The following is a 17547-nucleotide window of genomic DNA, read 5'->3' on the forward strand; positions in this document are numbered from 1 at the left end:
GCGTTCCCCAGGGGCCACGGGCAGCATCCTGCCCCTCCGACGCGGTGCCCGCGAGCCGCTCGCGACGGTCCCGGAGCCGGTCCGGGGGTCCTGGGGACGATCGTATGCCTCCGCACCGCCCGGATCCCACGGTTCGCGACCGCGCCCGACGCCCTGCCGGCCGGCCCGGGCCGGGCAGCCGGTGCGGAGGGCCGCCGCCCTCGTCAGGTCACGAGTCCCGGGACGGCGGTCAGCCGCTGCCGGCCGCCGTCGGCGTGGCGCACGGCGAGCGTCACCGCGTGGCCCGGGTCCGCCGCGGCGACGGCCCGCGCCAGGTCGGCGGCCGAGCCGAGGCGGGTGCCGCCGAGGGCGTCGAGCACGTCGCCGCGGACCAGACCGGCCGTGCGGCCCGGGCCGGGGTCGTGGACAGCCGTGATCAGCGCGCCCGCGCCCCCGGGCGCGTCGACGGCCTCGACCCCGAGGGCCGCCCTGGTCCCCGTCCCGGTGCCGCCGCGCGAGGACGCGGACGGGGACGACCCGCTCGCATCCTCCGCCCCCGGCGCCGGGCCCTGCCGTCCCCCGTGCGCCTGCTTCCCCTCCTGCCCCCGCGCCCTGTCCGGCCCCCGTCCATCCCCGGCTTCACCGGCCGCCCTCTGCAGCGCCGCCATCCTGCTCATACCGATCACGGTGGCACCGACGGTGCCGAGCCCCACCCCCGACAGGACGAGGACGGTCCCGACTAGGAGACCGAACAGCAGGGACATCAGCCGCCTGCCGCGACGGCGCACGGCGTGCGGGCGCCTGGCGGCGGGCGCCGGACGGCTGTCGCCGCCGCCAGGCTCCTGACCGGGCATCGGCTTGGGACGCAACGCGGTCTGTTCCATGAATCGCCTCCGGCAGCTGCTCTACGGACCGCCCCCGGCTGTTGCTCTACCCCGCGCGCCGTCGCGGGACGATTCACGAACGAGTGAGACTGACACCCGCGTTCGCATCGCACCCCCGTCCGCCGGCCTCCGCCGCCGCGCGTGCTGGACGGGCGGGACCGCACCCGTCCACCGCGGAAGCCCCCCGACGGTGAGGCCGCGCCCCCACCGGTGGGGGCGCACCCGCCCACCGGTGAGGCCGCACCCGACCGAGGCCCCGGAGCCCGTGCTCCCTCGGCCCCGTCCGGACCCCGGCCCCGGCCACCCCGGAGGAACCGTTCAGCCCGCCGCGGGCGTCCAGGCCGCCGGAGACGCCGGGATCGCCGGAGCCGTCGTGTCCGCGGGGTCCCCGGCGGTCTGCGGCGGCAGGGTGAATTCGGCGGCCGCCCCCGTACCCCTCGGGATGCGGGGCGCCCCGCCGCCGAAGCCCCCCGCTCCCGCCCCGGCGGGCAGGAGGACCGCGGGCGCGGGCACCGGGGCCGGCGCCTCCACCGGTGCGGAACCCGGCCGCGGACCGCCGAAGGGCACCCCGGGCACCAGGTCGGGTACGAAGCCGTGGGCGCGGCGGGCGAGGTCCTCGGCGCCGTAACGACGGCAGCCCCGGTGCCAGCTCAGGATTCCGGCCAGCCAGTTCCGCAGCTCGCCGACATATCCCTCCATGGTCTCCCGCGCCTCCGCGGAGAGCTTGAAGTCCTCGTACAGAAGCGGCAGTTCATGAGCGGCGACATGCTGGAACTGCTGCATGCGCTGGGTCATCAGGTCGTGGACGACGCCGAGCGCGGTCGGGTAGTCGCAGCCGAAGAAGTTCTGGACGACGAGGATGCCGTTGTGGATCTCCCCCTCGTACTCGATCTCCTTCTGGTACGAGAACACGTCGTTCAGCAGCATCGCGTAGTCCATCGCCGCGTTCTCCAGCGACCGGACGGGACCGCTGCGGTAGACCTCCGGCGGGACCTTCCGGCCGTGGCCGAGCCGGCACAGGCTCATGGTGAGCTCCGAACCGAACGTGGCCCGGCGCATCTCCAGATAGTCGACCGGATCGGGGATGCGGTGCTGGATCTGGTTGGACAGCTCCCACACCCAGCTCTCCGTCATCACGTCGACCGTGGACCGGAACTGCCGTCGTTCGTCGGGGGTCATGTCCGCGACGGTGCGCCGCCAGAGGTCGATGAGGCCTCGCTCCAGGCCGTTCGCCGGGACCGGGACCTCCTCGCCGTCGACGGGCATGCAGGCCGACAGACGCGCGGTGACCGTCCTGGCCGCGGCGAGGTCGCGGCGGTGACCGAGGACGAGCGGGTAGTAGTCGTCGCCGTACGTGCCCCAGGCCAGCCACTGCGAGCTGATGTCGAGGGCGTCCGCGGTGGCGTCCGGATGGATGCCCGCCGCGCACAGCGGGAGGTCGTACGCGTCCAGCTTGTCCTCGTCCCAGACGCCCTCCCGGAGCATGCCCATGGCGTGCATCCAGCCGGTCAGGCGGTGCCGGGCCCCGTCGAGGTGGGGGCTGAGCGTCACCTCGAACGGCATCAGGAAGTCGGGCAGTTGCGACGGACCGACCTTCTGGAACGGAACGTGGGTGTACGCGCGCAGCCGCTCCGCGCCCGCGGCGGAGAGCAGGCCGGCGAGGTCCAGGGCGGAGGTGCCGAGGACGCCGGCTCCGAACGCGCGGTCCGCCTCCAGGGCGCCTTCGTTCATGTACCGGCTGGACCGCAGGTGCCACTCGTGGCCGCCCGACTGCCAGTCCTGGAGTCCCCGCGTGTAGGCGGCGACCGCGGCGATCCGGTCCGGGGTGAGCCCGTGCTCCACGGCGAGCGCGGGCACCTCGGTCAGCGCCGTGTGCTCGAACTGGTGCAGGCGCGAGGTGAGGATGTCGTTGACCGTCTCGGCGGCCTGCTGGGTGGTGCAGCCGAAGAAGGTCTCCAGGACGAGGACGCCGTTGCTGAGCTCGCCCTCCTCCTCGACCTCCCGTTGGTAGGAGAACAGGTCGTTGCGCAGGTGCACGCCGTCCGAGAACGTCTCCATCAGCACCCGCAGCGGCCTCGACCCGGCCACGGAGGCGGGCACTTCGGCGGTCGCGTACTCGACGAGCCCGGCCGACCAGGGGGCCCCGCCGACCTTGCGGCGCATCTCGATGTACTCGACGGGGTTCGCGATCCGCCCTTCGTCGATGTTGGACAGCTCCCACATCGACTCGTTGAGCAGGTGCTCGGTGGAGACGGCGAACCGCTCCCGCCACCCCGGCGACATCGAGGGCACCGTGCGCGCCCAGAGGTCGGCCAGCCCCGCCTCGACCGGGTTCAGCGGCTCCGGCACGGGGGCCGACGGGTCGAGCGGCATGAAGAGGGGCAACCGGTCCAGGTAGGCCCGGCCGCCCCGGCGGTCCTGGGTGCGCTTGAAGGTCTCCAGGAAGTGGTCGTCGAAGAAGAAGACCCACACGTACCAGTCGGTGATGAGCGAGAGGGCCGGGCCGTCGCAGTCGGGGTGCGTGTACGCGCACAGCAGGCCGTAGTCGTGCGCGTCGAGGTCGGACTGTTCCCAGATGCCGGAACCCTCCAGCATGCCCATCCCCCGGGCCCATTCGGCCGTGTGGGCTCGCGCCTCGTCGAGGTGCGGGTTCAGCCGCGCGGGATACGGCATGTAGAAGGTCGGGAGTTCGAACGGCTGCGTCATGGCCGGGCCCTACCCATGGCATCGCGGACACATCCACCGCCCGGGACATGATCACACCATCGCGTGAATCCGTACGAAATGGCCGTTCCGGCAGGGCGGTTGCGGCCGGTCGCGACGGCCGCCGCCGCACCCGGGCCGGCGGGACCCCACCCCGACCGGGAACGACCCGACCGCGAGCACCCCGACCGGCGGGGCCGCACCCGCACCACCCGCACCGGACGGACCGCCCCGGAGGTGCCGGTCGGGCGGCGGTCGCCCGTGCGGGGTCTTGCCGACCGGGACGGGCGGGGCCACCGTGGGCGCATGACCTCCTTCGTGCTCCCCCATGAAGTGCACGGCGACGGCGCCCACAAGGTGATCGCCGTGCACGGCTGGTTCGCCGACCGGTCCGCGTACGCGTCCGTGCTGCCCGACCTCGACCGCGCCGCGTTCCAGTACGCGCTGGTCGACCTGAGGGGTTACGGGGAGGCACGGGACGTCGCGGGCTCGTACACGACCTCCGAGGCGGCGGCCGACGTCGTCGGGCTCGCGGACCGGTTGGGGTGGTCCCGGTTCTCGGTGATCGGCCACTCGATGGGGGGCGCCGTCGCCCAGCGCCTGCTGGCCCTCGTCCCGGACCGGCTGCGCCGGCTGGTCGGGGTCTCGCCGGTACCCGCGTCGGGGCTGCCCCTGCCGGAGGACCAGTGGGAGCTGTTCGCGGACGCGGCGCACCGGCCGGAGAACCGGCGGACCATCATGGACCTCACGACCGGCGGCCGGCTGCCCGCGGCCTGGCTGGACCGGATGGTGACGCGGTCGCTGGCGCTCAGCGACCCGAAGGCGTTCCGCGCCTATCTGGACTCGTGGGCCGGCGCGGACTTCCACGCCGAGGTCGAGGGCGCCCGGGTGCCCGCGCTGGCCGTGACGGGCGCGCTGGACCCCGCGCTGTCGGCCGCCCTGATGCGGGAGACCTGGATGCGCTGGTACCCGGACGCCGAACTCCACGAACTGGCGCGGACCGGGCACTACGCGATGGACGAGAGCCCGCTCGACCTGATCCGCGTGGTGGAGTCCTTCCTCGGCGCGGCGGAGGACGGCGGAACGGCGGGGGCCGGAGGCGCGGTGCCGGTCGCCGCGGCCGGCGGCGGGAGCGCGGCGTGAGCCTGCGGGAGACCGTGCCGCCCGTCCCCGACGTCTTCGACCCCCGCCGGTACGCCGACGGGATTCCGTACGCCGCCTACCGCACGCTGCGCGACCACCACCCGGTGGCCTGGCAGGACGAACCCGAGGTGCTCGGCTGGCCCGCCGGAACGGGGTTCTGGGCGGTGACCCGGCACGCGGACGTGGTGCGGGTGCTCAAGGACCCGGTGACGTACTCCTCGTGGCTCGGCGCCACCCAGATCCGCGATCCCGCCCCGGACGACCTGCCGTTCATCCGGCGGATGATGCTCAATCAGGACCCGCCGGACCACGGCCGGCTGAGGCGTACGGTCAGCCGCGCCTTCACCCCCCGCCGGATCGAGCACTTCACGTCGGTGGTGCGCGGACGGGCCCGCGCCCTGATCGAGGGCGCGGTGCGCGAGGCCCGCGCGGGGGACGGACGCTGCGACCTCGTCGCCTCCGTGACCGACGACTACGCGCTGCTCAACCTCGCTGACCTGCTGGGCGTACCGGAGGAGGACCGGGGGCTGCTGCTGCACTGGACGCGCAGGGTGATCGGCTACCAGGACCCCGACGAGGCGGGCGAGCCCGTCCACGACGCACACGGCAGACCCGTCGATCCGCGTTCCCCGTCCAGGTTGGGGGACATGTTCGCGTACGCGCACCGGCTGGCGCTCCACAAGCGGGCCGTCCCGGGCGACGACGTGCTGACCGCGCTCGCGGGCGACCCCGAACTCGCCCCGGCGGAGCTGGAGATGTTCTTCTTCCTGCTGACGGTCGCGGGCAACGACACCGTGCGCAGCGCCGCGCCGGGCGGTCTGCTGACACTGGCGCGGAACCCGGACACGTACGCCGCCCTGCGCTCGGGAAGGGTCGGACTCGACACCGCCGTCGAGGAGTTGCTGCGTCTGTACCCGCCCGTCCTCAGTTTCCGCCGTACGGCGGCCGTCGACACCGAACTGGCGGGGCGGCGCATCCGCGCGGGCGACAAGGTGGTCGTCTTCCACGCCTCGGCCAACCACGACGAGCGTGTCTTCGCGGACCCGCACCGGGTCGACCTGACCCGCTCCCCCAACCCCCACGTCTCCTTCGGCGACGGGCCGCACGTCTGCCTCGGCGCGCACTTCGCGCGGCTGCAACTGCGGGTGCTCTACGAGGAGATGCTGCGCGCCGTGCCGTCGCCGACCCCGGCCGGAGCCCCGCGCCGGCTCGTCTCGAACTTCATCAACGGACTCAAGTCCCTGCCGGTGCACCTGGGATGAGCCCGCGGTCTCAGCGCCGCACCTGGATCAGCGCGTGGGTCCCGCCGGTACGCCAGCTGCCGCGCCCGGCGGCGTCGAGCGCGGCCTCGGTGCGGGGGTCGAGGCCCACGACGACATCGGACTTGAGGGTGCGCAGGGCCGCGACCGGGCCGGGGAAGCAGGCGGTCGTCCGCGCGAACGGGGTGGTGGCCGGATAGTGCCGGTCGCCCACGAGGCGGCGGTAGTTCAGGTCGCCCTTCATGAGGGTGACGTCGGCCTCGGCGAACTCCCGGCGCAGATCGCCGGGCATGTCGGCCCAGGGCAGCGGGGCGCAGGAGAACGGGTGGGCGCGGACCGTGAGACGGCCGTCGGTCATCGCCGACCAGAGGCGGTGGCCCGACGCCCCGGCCTTCCCGGGCGCGGCCTTCAGGCGGCGCAGGGCGTCGAGCACGTCGGCGGTCGTGGCGTCCGAGACGAAGTACGGGTACGGCTTCACGTGCAGGACGGCCCGCTCGACGCGCCGACCGCGCAGGAGGTGGTCGATGAGCAGCAGATCGGGAACGAGTTCCCGGCCGGAGTTGTCCGCGACCACGCAGAGAGTGCCGCCCGCGAACAGGGAGCGCAGCATCTCCCCGTCGTTCACGACCAGTTGGGAGTCGGTGGCCGCCCCGTCGTCCCCGGCGCCGAGCCGGAAACCGAGGTCCGCGCGGTTGCCCCACAGCGAACCCAGCAGCAGCGCCTCCTCCTGTTCCGCGGCGGGCCGGCCGGCGAGCTCGTCCAGTGCGGCGAGTTCCGCGTCGGCCTCGGGAGTGTCGAGTTCGGCGAGCTTGAACGGCCGGAAGGGGTCCACGCCCTGCCAGGGGCCGGGGCCGAAGTAGCCGACGGCGTCGAGGAGCCGGCGGTAGAAGTAGCTCTCGGACCAGAGGAAGGGCAGGTCGAGCCAGGGCCGGCCGTAGTACTCGGGGCCGCCCCACTCCTCCCACCGCTGCCGGTCCCGGGCTTCGGGGCCGAGCGGTTCGACGACTCCCCCGGCGGAGCTCTTCAGCAGCGCGTCGAGCGCGCGCTGCCGCTCGGGGCCGTACGGGAAGGCGTCCCGCACCTTCCGGATCAGCGCCGGGTGCCGTTCGGTCAGCACGCTCCACGGGAACGAGCCCGGTACGTCACCGAGGATCACGGGCGCGTCGGCGGGGGTGAGGGGTGCGGTGGCATCGGTGGGGTCGGACATGCGGCTCACCGTACCGGCCGCGTCCGCGGTACCGGCCGAGCCGCGAGGGCACGTCGGCGCCCCGGCGTCCCGGATCTGAACACACCGCCGCGCGTCCCCGTACTCCACCGTGCAGCGCGCCCCCGCGGCCGTCACGCCGTCCGGCGCTGTGGCCGGCGCCGTGAGACGCGGTACGGCCGTACCCGCATCCCAGCCGTCGAGGAGACCCACCGGATGACCGCAACCCGCACCGCCACCGCGGCCGCTGTCGCCGCGGCGGCCCCGCTGCTCCTGCTGACGTGGGCCGCGGGACCGGCCCAGGCGCACGGAGCGCCCACGGATCCGGTCAGCCGGGTGGTGGCCTGCTCCCCCGAGGGCGGCGCCGACAACCGCACCGCGGCCTGCAGGGCCGCGATCGCGGCGAACGGCGCGCCCTTCACCGCGTGGGACAACCTCCGGGTCGCCGGGGTCGGCGGCAGGGACCGGCAGGTGATCCCCGACGGGAAGCTGTGCAGCGGGAACCTGCCCGCCTACAAGGGGCTCGACCTCGCCCGCGCCGACTGGCCCTCGACCCGGCTGAGGCCGGGCGCGTCCTTCACCCTCTCCTACAGCTCGACGATCCCGCACACCGGGACCTTCAAGCTGTATCTGAGCAAGCCGGGTTACGACCCGTCCAAGCCCCTGACCTGGTCCGACCTGCCGACGAAGCCGTTCGCCACGGCCACCGACCCGGCGCTGGTGAACGGCGCGTACCGGATCAGGGCCACCCTGCCGTCCGACCGTACGGGCCGTCAGATGCTGTACACGATCTGGCAGAACACGAGCACGGCGGACACGTACTACTCGTGCTCGGACGTGGTCTTCCCGGCCGCCGCCCGTGGCGCGGGCGGCGGCGGCCGGACGGCACCGACCAAGGCACCGGCGGCGCGGACGACCGCGCCCGCCCGCGCGGCCGCGAAGGCCACGCCGACGAAGTCCGCGGCCGCGCCGTCACCGACGCCGTCCGCGGTGGCCACCCCCTCCGCCTCGCGGGCGTCCGCGCCCGACGACCTCGCCCCCGCCGCCGACAGCTCGTCCGGGGGCAGCGGTTCGCTCCCGCTCGTCGCGGGGGCGGGGGGAGCCGCGGCGCTGCTGCTCACCGTCGGCGTCGCGTTCACGCTGCGGCGCCGACGGTGACGTGCGGCCCGGTGAAGTACGGTCCGGTGGCCGGTCAGTTGACGGTGACGACCGGGCTGCCGGACTGGGTGGTGTCGGTGACGGGGGCGTACTTGGCGGTGAAGTAGCCGTTGCTGAAGCACAGGGACGAGCCCGATGCCTTCGCGAACTGCTGGTTGGTGAAGGTGATGCTGTTGTCGGTGTTGCTCGCGGTGCCGGTCAGGCCGGGCGCCTGGTAGACACAGGTGATGCTGCCGAGCAGGGTCCGCAGCACGACGGTGGTCTGGACGGCCGAGCCGGTGGGCGGGGTGACGAAGACCGTGCCGTCGGAGGCGACCGTGGTGGTGTACGGCAGGTTGTTGACCGTGATGCTGGTGACACCGAGCACACCGATCACGTTGCTGGTGCAACTTCCGAAGGTGTGGGCGGTGAGCGACTCGGTGGCGGTGCCGGGAGCCGTCGGGTTGTCGGTGGCGGTCGCCGTGAAGGCCGACGCGGCGCAGGAGACGCCGCTCGTGCCGGTGCTGCTGGAGTAGAGGGTGGCTTTGGTGCCGCTCGCCAGCGAGGCCGTGAGCACGTCGCCGGGGGCGACGGCCGCGCCGCCCGCGGTGAGCACCGGGGTGTCGTCCGCGGAGGCGGGGGAGATCGCGGAGACCGAGAGGGCCGCGGCGACACCGACGAGGGCGAACAGGGATCGCGTACGCATGGGGGTGCCTCTTTCTGATCTGACGGGGGTGCGGGGCCTGGTTCAGGAGAGAGGTGCGGTCCCGGTTCACCGGGGGGGCATGGTCCTGGCCGTCCCGGTGGGCCGGAGCCGGCGGCCGCTGCCGGTCCGTGACGTCTTCTCCGTACGCGACGGACCGGCAGCGGCGACGGGCTGCCCGGCACGGCCCCGAGAGAGGAAGGCGGCCGTGTCGGTGCCGTGGAGGGGGTGACGACGGTGACGAGGATGCGCACGGGTCGTTCGGAGGTGTCACGCACGCCCCGCCACAGGGGGCGGGGTCCGGGAGGGTGACATGCGCCGTGCAGATGGACCCGGCGCCACGGATCCATCGGGAACAAGGCTGAGTTGTAGACCTGATGGACTGTCAACGTCAATACGCCGTAGGGAAGTTGGTGGTCAGCGGGCTGCCCGTGCGATGCCGTGCACACAGATGCCACACAATCGACATCCGCTTGCCACAAGTCCCTTGACCCGCGAATGTAACCCCCGGTAACTTCCAGGAAGGCTACTGCTGCGTAACGAGAAAGCCCTTGCGATCGCCGGGAGTCGCGAGGAGGCGTGCGCCGCAGCCCTGTCCGCGCCAGGACACGTGCCGCTCAAGCCGCACCTGCGTTGACTATGTCCAGGGAGCAGAACATGGCCTCGTCCTCGGACGCCACGGCGTCCACCGGTCCCACCCCCGTGAACCCCGAAAGCGGTTCCGACCGACGCGGGCGGGTCCGTCTGCGTCGCGCCGCGGTGATGGCGGTGCCCGCCACCGCGATCGCCGCGGGACTGATGATCCTCACCGCCCAGGGCGCCCTGGGCGTGCAGTTCGCCATCTCCGGCATGCCGTTCGTCGTGACGGCGACGGAGCTGAACGGCACCGGCTTCGAGCAGTTCGGGAACCTCGACAACATGGCCGAGGACAGCCCGAACGCCGGTGACACCGGCGGCCAGGTCCTGGTCGTCACCTCCGCCATCAAGAGCGCGACGCTCACCAAGCTGTGCCAGAGCGTCGACCTGGGCGGCACCAACCTGGTCATCACCGCGGGCGGCGGCTCGGACAAGGTGCAGGCGACGAACCTGACCACCGACTCGACCGAGCTGTCGGGCGACGCTTCCTTCGGGAACATCGAGATCGGCAACGACGCGAGCACCCTCGACAAGGCCGGCGTCCAGGGGAACAAGGGTGTCTTCAGCCAGCAGGCCGACACCGTCCACATCGGCAACCTGCGGCAGACCAACTACGCGACCACCGCTGCGGTGTTCAAGCTGCCGGGCCTCAAGCTCCGCTTCAGCGGCACGGGTTGCTGATGTCCCGGCTCCGGGATCCGAGGGCGGAATTCCGGCGGTGGCGTGCGCGCCGCCCCTTCTGGGGCGGGCTGCTGCTCACCCTGGGCGGGGCGGAGATCCTCCTGACCGAGAAGGCGTCCCTCAAGGTCGTCATGCACATCGGCATGCAGGGCCTCGCGGGCTATCTGCTGCCGACGGTCATGCTCCTGTGCGGACTGCTGATCCTCTTCAACCCCTCGCAGCGCCTGTTCTACTCGGTGCTCGGGATCCTTCTCTCGCTCGGCACCTGGCTCACGTCCAACCTCGGCGGCTTCTTCGTCGGCCTGCTCCTCGGCGCGGTCGGCAGCTGCATGGCCTTCGGCTGGCTTCCCGACCAGGAACCGCGCAGGCGTCTGCTGCGCGGGCGCCGACAGCGGCAGACCACGCCGACGAAGGCCTAACCCCGTACACCGCGCGCGGCACGGGCGTCCGCCCGGCAACCGCGCTGTGCACCGCGCGGCGGCGCACAGCGCGGGACACCCGCACCGCCCCCGTCCGTTCCGACGGGTGGCGGTCGGGATCGCGGCGGCCGGGGGGCGGCCGGTCCGCGTCGGGCACACGGCCGTACGGACCCACGGCCGCACGTGCCCACGGGCTCACGGGCTCACGACCTCAAGGCCTCACAGACACGTACGGACCCGCGGGCGTCACGGCCTCGCAGCACATGTACGGACCCGCGGCCCCACAGCCGCACGGCCTCACAGACACGTACGGACGAGCCACTCGTCCTCGCTGTAGGCGTCCCTCGCCGGGTCCGGCGCCGTGGCCGGCCGTTCCTCGACCGTGTCCTCCAGCCGGATCCGCTCCGGAAGCGCGCCGAACCGAGCCCGCCGGACCGCCGCCTCGGCCGCGTCCGGACCCTGCTCGTCACTCGTCCTCGTCATCCCGTCCTCCTCGTCCCGGTCCTCTCGTCCGATCGTCACAGAGAGGGCGTCACCTGTCAAGACGGTGACGATCCGCGATCCACCGAAGGCCGGGAGTCGACCGTGCGCACTCACCGCTCATCACCGCTCACTTGACGGCCGCGCGTCACACACGATTGGCTCCGGCCCAACGAGTCCGACGGTCGGTGCACAACAGCCCGGCGACCGCGCCGACTTGCCTCTCCCCCCGTCCTGCTGCCGGGCCGCACAGCGAGGTGCCGCACTCCCATGAACACGTCCCCCACACCTCCCCACTCCCCCGGATCCACGCACGGCACGGTCCTCGTCCTCGCCGTCGCCGGCGCCCTGCTTCTCTCCGGGTGCTCCGGCGGACCGGACTCGGGCGGGACCACCTCGGCGGCGGGCAGGGCGGGCGCCGGTCACCTCAAGGTCGCTCTGATCACCCACGGCGCGAACGGGGACGCCTTCTGGGAGCTGGTCCAGAAGGGCGCGCAGGCGGCGGCCGCCAAGGACGACATCGACCTCACCTACGCGAGCGACTCCGACGCTGCGGGACAGGCGAGCCTGGTGCGGGACGCCGTCCGCGACCGGGTCGACGGCATCGCGGTGACCCTGGCCAAGCCGGAGGCGATGAAGGGCGCCGTCACCGCGGCCAAGGCCGCGGGCATACCGGTGGTCGGCCTCAACTCCGGTATCGACGCCTGGCGGTCCGAAGGTCTGCTGGAGTATTTCGGGCAGGACGAGAGCGTCGCGGGCCGGGCACTGGGCGACAAGCTGGACGAGCTCAAGGCCAAGCACGCCCTGTGCGTCATCCACGAGCAGGGCAACGTCGCCCTGGAGGCGCGCTGCGCCGGGGTGAAGAAGGCCTTCGCCGGCGACACCGACCTGCTCTATGTCGACGGCACCGACATGAAAGCGGTCACCGCCTCCGTCACCGCCAGACTGCGGCAGGACCCGAGCATCGACGAAGTCGTGGCGATGGGCGCGCAGTTCGCGCTCGGGGCGGTGAAGTCGGTGAAGGAGGCGGGCAGCAGGGCCGCGGTCGCCACCTTCGACCTCAACAGCAGCCTGGTGAAGGCGGTGCAGCGCGGGGACGTGCAGTTCGCGGTGGACCAACAGCCCTATCTGCAGGGCTATCTCGCCGTCGACTCGCTCTGGCTCTACCGCTCCAACGGCAACTTCAGTGGCGGTGGAACGGCACCGGTGCTCACCGGACCGGCGTTCGTCACCAAGGAGAACGTCGCCTCGGTCGCCGAGTTCGCCGCCGACGGCACCCGTTGAGCCGGTCCCGCGGCTCGTCCGCGGCCCCGTGGGCGACGCCGCGGGCCCCAAGCTTTTCGGACACTCACGGTGCGTACGGGCACTTGTACGGATAGCATCCTGCGCACCCCCGGTGCCCCACCGGACACGCGGTCACCCACCGCCCGTCCGCCGAACCGCTCCTCCCCCGCTGATCGCACTAGGACGACGATGTCTCCACGGACAGGTGCCCGGCGCCGTCTCGGCTCCATACGTCTCTCCCTGATCCTGCTGGCGCTGGTGCCCAGCGTCACCCTCGCCGCCATGTGGGGCGTGACGACCACGCAGATCTTCTCGGAGGGGCTGCGGCTGCGGGCCCAGACCGAACTGAGCAGGTCCACCGGTGCGATGGGTACCGAGGCGACGCTCGCACTGCAGCAGGAGCGCAGCCTGTCGGCGGCGTGGCTGGCCTCTCCGCACGGTTCGCGGACCGCGCTGGACCGGCAGCGCCGGACGACGGACGCGGCCGTCGCGAAACTGGTGCGCCGCTCCGACGACATCAAGAGCGCGCCCGCCCGGATCGGCGACCGGCTCTACTCGGTCCTCGCGTCGGTGGGCAGCCTGGAGTACTACCGGGGTCAGGTGGACCACCCCACCGACATCACCGCCCAGCAGGCGCTGGACCAGTACACCGCGATCATCGATGGCCAGATCAACGCCTTCCAGGAGCTCTCCCAGGTCGACGACGGCGACCTCACCTCCCAGGCCGGCCCGCTGATCACACTGGGCAGCGCCGCGGAGCTGGTCGCCCAGGAGGACGCCGAACTCGCGCTGGCCTGGCCCTCGGGGAAGCTCGACGAGAAGGCCTGGACGCGGTTCGCCCAGCTCGTCGACGTACGGCGCTGGGTCTTCCGGGGCCAGGTCCTCTCCTCGCTGGACGGCACCGTGAAGTCGCGGGTCGAACGGATCCTGCAGAGCCCGGACTTCAAGACGCTGGAGGACGTCGAGGACCAGGTGATCGCGTCCCGGACGGCCCACGGCACGGTGGCCCGCACGGTCCGGCTGCCGGACGCGGGCCGGCGCTGGAACGCCGCCCTCGCCAGGATCTCCGGCCAGTACTCGGACCTGATCCGGCAGCAGACCGCGGGACTGCTCGACCGCAGCGCCGACAAGGCGGACGGGCTGCTGGTCAAGGCCGCGGCGCTGAGCGCGGGCGGACTCGTCGCCCTGCTGCTGTGCGTCGTGATGTCGTGGCGCATCACGCGCTCGCTCTCCCGGCGGCTGCGCGGTCTACGGCTGGCCACACTCAGCCTGGCCGAGGAGCGGCTGCCCGACGTGGTCTCCCGGCTGGACCGGGGCGAGAAGGTGGACGTGGACCTCGCCACCCCGCCGCTGGACTACGGCGGGGACGAACTCGGCCAGGTGGCACAGGCCTTCAACACCGCGCAGCGCACGGCGGTGCATACCGCGGTGGAACTCGCCGACACCAGACGGGGTTTCCAGAAGGTGATCCTGGGCATCGCCCGGCAGAGCCAGAACCTGGTCAACCTGCAGCTCAGCAGACTCGACGCGATGGAACGCGAGCACCAGGACCCGCGGATCCTCAAGGGACTGTACGAACTCGACTCCACGGCGAGCCAGTTGCGCCGCTACGAGGAGAACCTGGTCATCATCAGCGGGGAGCAGCCCCGGCGCAGCTGGACCGAACCGGTCGCGCTGATCGACATCCTGCGCAGCGCCGTCGGTGAGGTCGCCCAGTACCAGCGGGTCGAGGTGCACGCCGACGACGAGGTCTGCCTCACCCCGCCCGCCGTCGCGGACGTCATCCACCTGCTGGCCGAGCTCATCGACAACGCCACCGCCTACTCCCCCGCGCCCAGTCCGGTCGGCGTGCGGGCCGCGATGGTGGCCAAGGGGCTGGCGGTGGAGATCGAGGACCGGGGACTGGGCCTGTCCGAGGAGGACTACGCGGCCTTCAACTCCCAGCTGGCGGTGTCTCCGCAGTTCGACGTCGTGGCGCTCGCCGACGACCTGCGGCTCGGCATGTTCGTGATCGCCCGCCTCGCCACCCGGCACGGCATCACCGTCACCCTGCGGTCGTCCCCGTACGGCGGGACCACCGCGATCGTGCTGATCCCGCACGAGATCGTGGTGTGCGAGACACCCGGCCCGTCCGCCCCGGACACCGACCCCATGGACACCGACCCCATGGACGCCGACCCCATGAACGCCGACGCACCCGGGCAGGCCACGGCCGGGACGGGTCCTGACACCGCCGCGGCCGAGGCCCGGCCGGCACACGAACGCACCGGAGAGGCACGGCCTGCCGCCCGCGCCCGCACGGCCGATCCGGCCGCCTCCCGGTCCGCCGCCTCCCGTCCCGCCGCGCGGCGGGACGGCCTCACCCCGCTGCCGCGCCGGGTGCCGCAGACCAGCCTGGCCACCGAGCTGAGGGAGGACGCCGGACCGGCGAACGGCGGCCAGGACACGGACGGGCTCTCCGACTTCACCGACCTCGCCGAGTTCACCGCGGAACGGGCGGCCTCCTCGCTCGCCGGCTTCCAGCGCGGCACCCTCCGCGCCCGTGACGCCCACGACGACGAGGAGCTCTACGACCCGGGTGAGCAGGACGCGCGGAAGGAGGAGGACACGCCCGACGGGCCGGGTGCGCGGGGCCCCGCCGCGGAACGCTCCCGGACCACGCCCGCGGACCGCTCGTCGCCCCCGCCCGCGGGTCACTCGTCGGGCCCGCCCGCAGACCGCTCGTCGACCCCGCCCGCAGACCGCTCGTGAAGGACTGAGAAATGACACGCCCCAGCCCCGCCACACACAGCCAGCTCGACCAGCTGCTCACCGGCCTGGTGGAACGGGTGGCCGACGTGAACCACGCCGTCGTGCTGTCCGAGGACGGACTGGTCGTCAGCAAGTCCACGGCGTTCGTCCGCGACGACGCCGAGCGGCTGGCGGCGACCGCGTCCGGACTGATGAGCCTGAGCAAGGGGGTCAGCCTGGACTTCCGCGGTGGACCGGTGCGGCAGGCGCTCATCGAGATGCGCGACAGCTTTCTGATCCTCACCGCCGCGGGCCCCGGCGCCCATCTCGCCGTGCTCACCAACAAGGGCGCGGACGTCGGCGTGGTGGCCTACCAGATGAACATGCTGGTGAAGAAGATCGGCGAGCACCTCCGGGCCGCGCCGCGCGCGGGCGTCGCAGCCGTCGACAACGGCGAGTGAGGTGAGCGAAGGCGACGCGGCCGGCCGGCTGGTGCGGCCCTTCACGCTGACCGGGGGCCGAACCCGGCCCAGCCGCGCCGACTTCACCCTCATCACGTCGGTGACCGCCGTGGATCCGCAGCCCGACGGGGCGGCCCGGTCGCAGCCCGAGCACCAGCGGATCGTGCGGCTGTGCGCCCGGCCGGTCGTGGTGGCGGAACTCGCCGCCCAGCTCGACCTGCCGGTGAGCGTCGTCGTCATCCTGCTCTGCGATCTGCTGGAGGCGGGCCGGATCACGGTCCAGGCCCCGCGCCTCGTCTCCCGTACCCCGGATCTCGACCTGCTGCAGAAAGTGAGGGACGGCCTTGGCCGGCTCTGACCCCGCCACACGGGGGACTTCGGCACCCGAGCCGACGGACACACCCGAGCCACCGGACGCACCCGAGCCGCCGGAGGCGGCCGGGCCCCCGGAGACCCGGCCGGCCCCGCGCACACCACGGGCACCGCGCGCGGCCGGGGCACCCGAAGCCGTCAAGATCCTGGTCGCCGGAGGATTCGGCGTCGGCAAGACCACCCTGGTCGGATCGGTCAGCGAGATCGCCCCGCTGCGCACCGAGGAGCCCCTCACCTCCGCCGGCCTGGACGTCGACGACCTCGACGGGATCGAGGCGAAGCGGGCCACCACCGTCGCCCTGGACTTCGGCCGCATCACCCTCAGCCCCGAACTGGTCCTGTACCTCTTCGGCACCCCGGGCCAGCAGCGGTTCTGGTTCATGTGGAACGACCTCGCGATCGGAGCCCTCGGGGCCGTGGTCCTCATCGACGTGCGCCGGCCCGAGTCCAGCTTCGCCGCCGTCGACTTCTTCGAGCGCCGGGGTATCCCGTTCGTCGTGGGTGTCAACGGCTTCCACGGGCGGCATCCGTACACCCCCGAGGAGATCCGGGACGCCCTGGCCCTGCCGGAAGGAACGCCGGTGCTGCTCTGCGACGCACGGGAGCGGGGGTCGTGCCGGGACGTGTTGATCACCCTGATCGACGAGTTGATCGCCTCCTCCACACGCGAAGGGCGGTGACGGCCGGTCGGACGCCGGACACCGCCGCTCAGTACGCCGCGAACGTCACCTCCGCCGTGTCGACCGTCCCGCCGCGACGGCCGGGCGCGCACTCCTCGCGCCAGTAGAGATTGGTGTGCGCGATCACCTGGTCCGGGGACGGCGCGCCGTACGCCGTGAGGTCCTCCGTGGTGTGCGCGTCGCCGACCAGCGTCACGTCGTACCCGCGGACCAGGCCTCCGTGCAGCGTCGCGCGGATGCACGCGTCGGTCTGCGCGCCGGTGACCACGATCCGTCCCACGCCGCGCTCGGCGAGCAGCTTCTCCAGCTCGGTGCTCTCGAAGGAGTCGCCGTAGGTCTTGTGGACGAGGGGCTCCCCGTCCCGCCGGACCAGCTCCGGCACGTACCGCCAGCTCTCGCTGCCCCGCACGAGGTTGTCGTCGGCGTGCTGCACCCAGACCACCGGCACGTCCTCCGCCCGGGCCCGGTCCACCAGCGTGTTGATGTTCGCGATCACCTCGTCGCGCCCGTGCGTGCCCGCCATCGCCCCGTTCTGGACGTCGATGACGAGCAGTGCGGTGTGCGGCCGATCGGGCAGGTTCGTCATGAGAACTTCCTGTCTCTCGTCGTGGATCTCCGGCGCCACCACAGTAGGACGCACCACTGACAACGGCCCGGCACCGGCAACGGCCCGGCAGCGGCCCGGCCCCGTCGCCCGGGCACCGCGTACCGGCAGCCGTGACTTCACCAACTCCCCTGTGCGCGCGTAGCGTTGGGCTACCGTGGCTCCACCACCGGACCTGGGGGGCAGTG

16 protein-coding genes are annotated in these 17547 nt (G+C 72.9%); 10 read left to right on the forward strand and 6 right to left on the reverse strand.

Translation table 11 applies throughout. From position 1 onward, the window contains the following. Positions 1–203: 203 nt before the first annotated feature. Positions 204–863, reverse strand: a complete 660-nt coding sequence (locus OG776_RS12625) for a PDZ domain-containing protein (RefSeq protein ID WP_329320672.1) — start codon at positions 861–863, stop codon at positions 204–206. A 318-nt stretch (positions 864–1181) separates the two neighbouring features. Continuing rightward, entirely contained in the window at positions 1182–3569 is a 2388-nt protein-coding gene (cyc2, locus tag OG776_RS12630) for a germacradienol/geosmin synthase Cyc2 (RefSeq protein ID WP_329320674.1), read from the reverse strand. Positions 3570–3872: 303 nt separating this feature from the next. On the opposite strand from cyc2, the gene OG776_RS12635 reads away from it, so the two are divergent. Further along, the gene (locus OG776_RS12635; RefSeq protein ID WP_148013203.1) at positions 3873–4709 is read left to right on the forward strand and encodes an alpha/beta fold hydrolase; all 837 of its coding nucleotides are present in this window, start codon (positions 3873–3875) and stop codon (positions 4707–4709) included. Further along, a complete protein-coding gene (locus OG776_RS12640) occupies positions 4706–5971 on the forward strand; it encodes a cytochrome P450 (RefSeq protein WP_329320677.1) in 1266 nt (421 codons plus the stop codon). Before OG776_RS12635 ends, OG776_RS12640 begins: the two co-directional genes overlap by 4 nt. 10 nt (positions 5972–5981) lie before the next feature. On the opposite strand, the gene OG776_RS12645 is transcribed toward OG776_RS12640, so the two are convergent. After that, complete coding sequence (locus tag OG776_RS12645; protein WP_329320679.1) at positions 5982–7175, reverse strand: damage-control phosphatase ARMT1 family protein; 1194 nt, start codon at positions 7173–7175, stop codon at positions 5982–5984. Between the two features lie 213 nt (positions 7176–7388). Here OG776_RS12645 and OG776_RS12650 point away from each other — a divergent pair, with 213 nt between their 5' ends. After that, positions 7389–8330, forward strand: coding sequence for a lytic polysaccharide monooxygenase (locus OG776_RS12650; protein ID WP_329320681.1), 942 nt, complete (start codon positions 7389–7391; stop codon positions 8328–8330). 34 nt (positions 8331–8364) lie between these two features. Here the strand turns inward: OG776_RS12650 and OG776_RS12655 are convergent, their stop codons facing one another. Next, the gene (locus tag OG776_RS12655) at positions 8365–9015 is read right to left on the reverse strand and encodes a Tat pathway signal sequence domain protein (RefSeq protein WP_329320683.1); all 651 of its coding nucleotides are present in this window, start codon (positions 9013–9015) and stop codon (positions 8365–8367) included. Positions 9016–9669: 654 nt separating this feature from the next. On the opposite strand from OG776_RS12655, the gene OG776_RS12660 reads away from it, so the two are divergent. Then, positions 9670–10329 (forward strand): DUF6230 family protein, encoded by a 660-nt coding sequence (locus OG776_RS12660; protein WP_148013208.1) that lies wholly within the window; start codon positions 9670–9672, stop codon positions 10327–10329. Beyond that, positions 10329–10748 (forward strand): DUF6114 domain-containing protein, encoded by a 420-nt coding sequence (locus tag OG776_RS12665; RefSeq protein ID WP_148013209.1) that lies wholly within the window; start codon positions 10329–10331, stop codon positions 10746–10748. Before OG776_RS12660 ends, OG776_RS12665 begins: the two co-directional genes overlap by 1 nt. Before the next feature lie 297 nt (positions 10749–11045). On the opposite strand, the gene OG776_RS12670 is transcribed toward OG776_RS12665, so the two are convergent. Next, positions 11046–11231, reverse strand: a complete 186-nt coding sequence (locus OG776_RS12670) for a hypothetical protein (protein WP_148013210.1) — start codon at positions 11229–11231, stop codon at positions 11046–11048. Positions 11232–11498: 267 nt separating this feature from the next. Here OG776_RS12670 and OG776_RS12675 point away from each other — a divergent pair, with 267 nt between their 5' ends. From OG776_RS12675 to OG776_RS12695, 5 genes are all read left to right on the forward strand, one after another. Next, complete coding sequence (locus OG776_RS12675; protein ID WP_148013211.1) at positions 11499–12512, forward strand: substrate-binding domain-containing protein; 1014 nt, start codon at positions 11499–11501, stop codon at positions 12510–12512. A 189-nt stretch (positions 12513–12701) separates the two neighbouring features. Then, a complete protein-coding gene (locus OG776_RS12680) occupies positions 12702–15263 on the forward strand; it encodes a sensor histidine kinase (protein WP_329320687.1) in 2562 nt (853 codons plus the stop codon). A gap of 11 nt (positions 15264–15274) precedes the next feature. Further along, positions 15275–15703, forward strand: coding sequence for a roadblock/LC7 domain-containing protein (locus OG776_RS12685; protein ID WP_148013213.1), 429 nt, complete (start codon positions 15275–15277; stop codon positions 15701–15703). A 1-nt stretch (position 15704) separates the two neighbouring features. After that, a complete protein-coding gene (locus OG776_RS12690) occupies positions 15705–16061 on the forward strand; it encodes a DUF742 domain-containing protein (RefSeq protein WP_148013214.1) in 357 nt (118 codons plus the stop codon). Positions 16062–16218: 157 nt separating this feature from the next. Next, on the forward strand, positions 16219–16755 hold the full coding sequence (locus OG776_RS12695; RefSeq protein ID WP_148013316.1) for a GTP-binding protein: 537 nt from the start codon (positions 16219–16221) through the stop codon (positions 16753–16755). A 28-nt stretch (positions 16756–16783) separates the two neighbouring features. Here OG776_RS12695 and OG776_RS12700 read toward each other — a convergent pair whose 3' ends face one another. Continuing rightward, on the reverse strand, positions 16784–17341 hold the full coding sequence (locus tag OG776_RS12700; protein WP_148013215.1) for a cysteine hydrolase family protein: 558 nt from the start codon (positions 17339–17341) through the stop codon (positions 16784–16786). Positions 17342–17547: the final 206 nt, after the last annotated feature.

Origin of the sequence: Streptomyces sp. NBC_01689 (genome assembly GCF_036250675.1) — a bacterium.
In the GTDB taxonomy this organism is placed as follows: Bacteria; Actinomycetota; Actinomycetes; order Streptomycetales; family Streptomycetaceae; genus Streptomyces.

What these genes read in the sequence shown, in the direction of transcription:
- OG776_RS12670 (WP_148013210.1), bottom strand. Translation starts at nt 11,231, where the DNA reads ATGACGAGGACGAGTGACGAGCAGGGTCCGGACGCGGCCGAGGCGGCG.
- OG776_RS12635 (WP_148013203.1), top strand. Translation starts at nt 3,873, where the DNA reads ATGACCTCCTTCGTGCTCCCCCATGAAGTGCACGGCGACGGCGCCCAC.
- OG776_RS12665 (WP_148013209.1), top strand. Translation starts at nt 10,329, where the DNA reads ATGTCCCGGCTCCGGGATCCGAGGGCGGAATTCCGGCGGTGGCGTGCG.
- OG776_RS12700 (WP_148013215.1), bottom strand. Translation starts at nt 17,341, where the DNA reads ATGACGAACCTGCCCGATCGGCCGCACACCGCACTGCTCGTCATCGAC.
- OG776_RS12675 (WP_148013211.1), top strand. Translation starts at nt 11,499, where the DNA reads ATGAACACGTCCCCCACACCTCCCCACTCCCCCGGATCCACGCACGGC.
- OG776_RS12650 (WP_329320681.1), top strand. Translation starts at nt 7,389, where the DNA reads ATGACCGCAACCCGCACCGCCACCGCGGCCGCTGTCGCCGCGGCGGCC.
- OG776_RS12655 (WP_329320683.1), bottom strand. Translation starts at nt 9,015, where the DNA reads ATGCGTACGCGATCCCTGTTCGCCCTCGTCGGTGTCGCCGCGGCCCTC.
- cyc2 (WP_329320674.1), bottom strand. Translation starts at nt 3,569, where the DNA reads ATGACGCAGCCGTTCGAACTCCCGACCTTCTACATGCCGTATCCCGCG.
- OG776_RS12625 (WP_329320672.1), bottom strand. Translation starts at nt 863, where the DNA reads ATGGAACAGACCGCGTTGCGTCCCAAGCCGATGCCCGGTCAGGAGCCT.
- OG776_RS12680 (WP_329320687.1), top strand. Translation starts at nt 12,702, where the DNA reads ATGTCTCCACGGACAGGTGCCCGGCGCCGTCTCGGCTCCATACGTCTC.
- OG776_RS12645 (WP_329320679.1), bottom strand. Translation starts at nt 7,175, where the DNA reads ATGTCCGACCCCACCGATGCCACCGCACCCCTCACCCCCGCCGACGCG.
- OG776_RS12685 (WP_148013213.1), top strand. Translation starts at nt 15,275, where the DNA reads ATGACACGCCCCAGCCCCGCCACACACAGCCAGCTCGACCAGCTGCTC.
- OG776_RS12660 (WP_148013208.1), top strand. Translation starts at nt 9,670, where the DNA reads ATGGCCTCGTCCTCGGACGCCACGGCGTCCACCGGTCCCACCCCCGTG.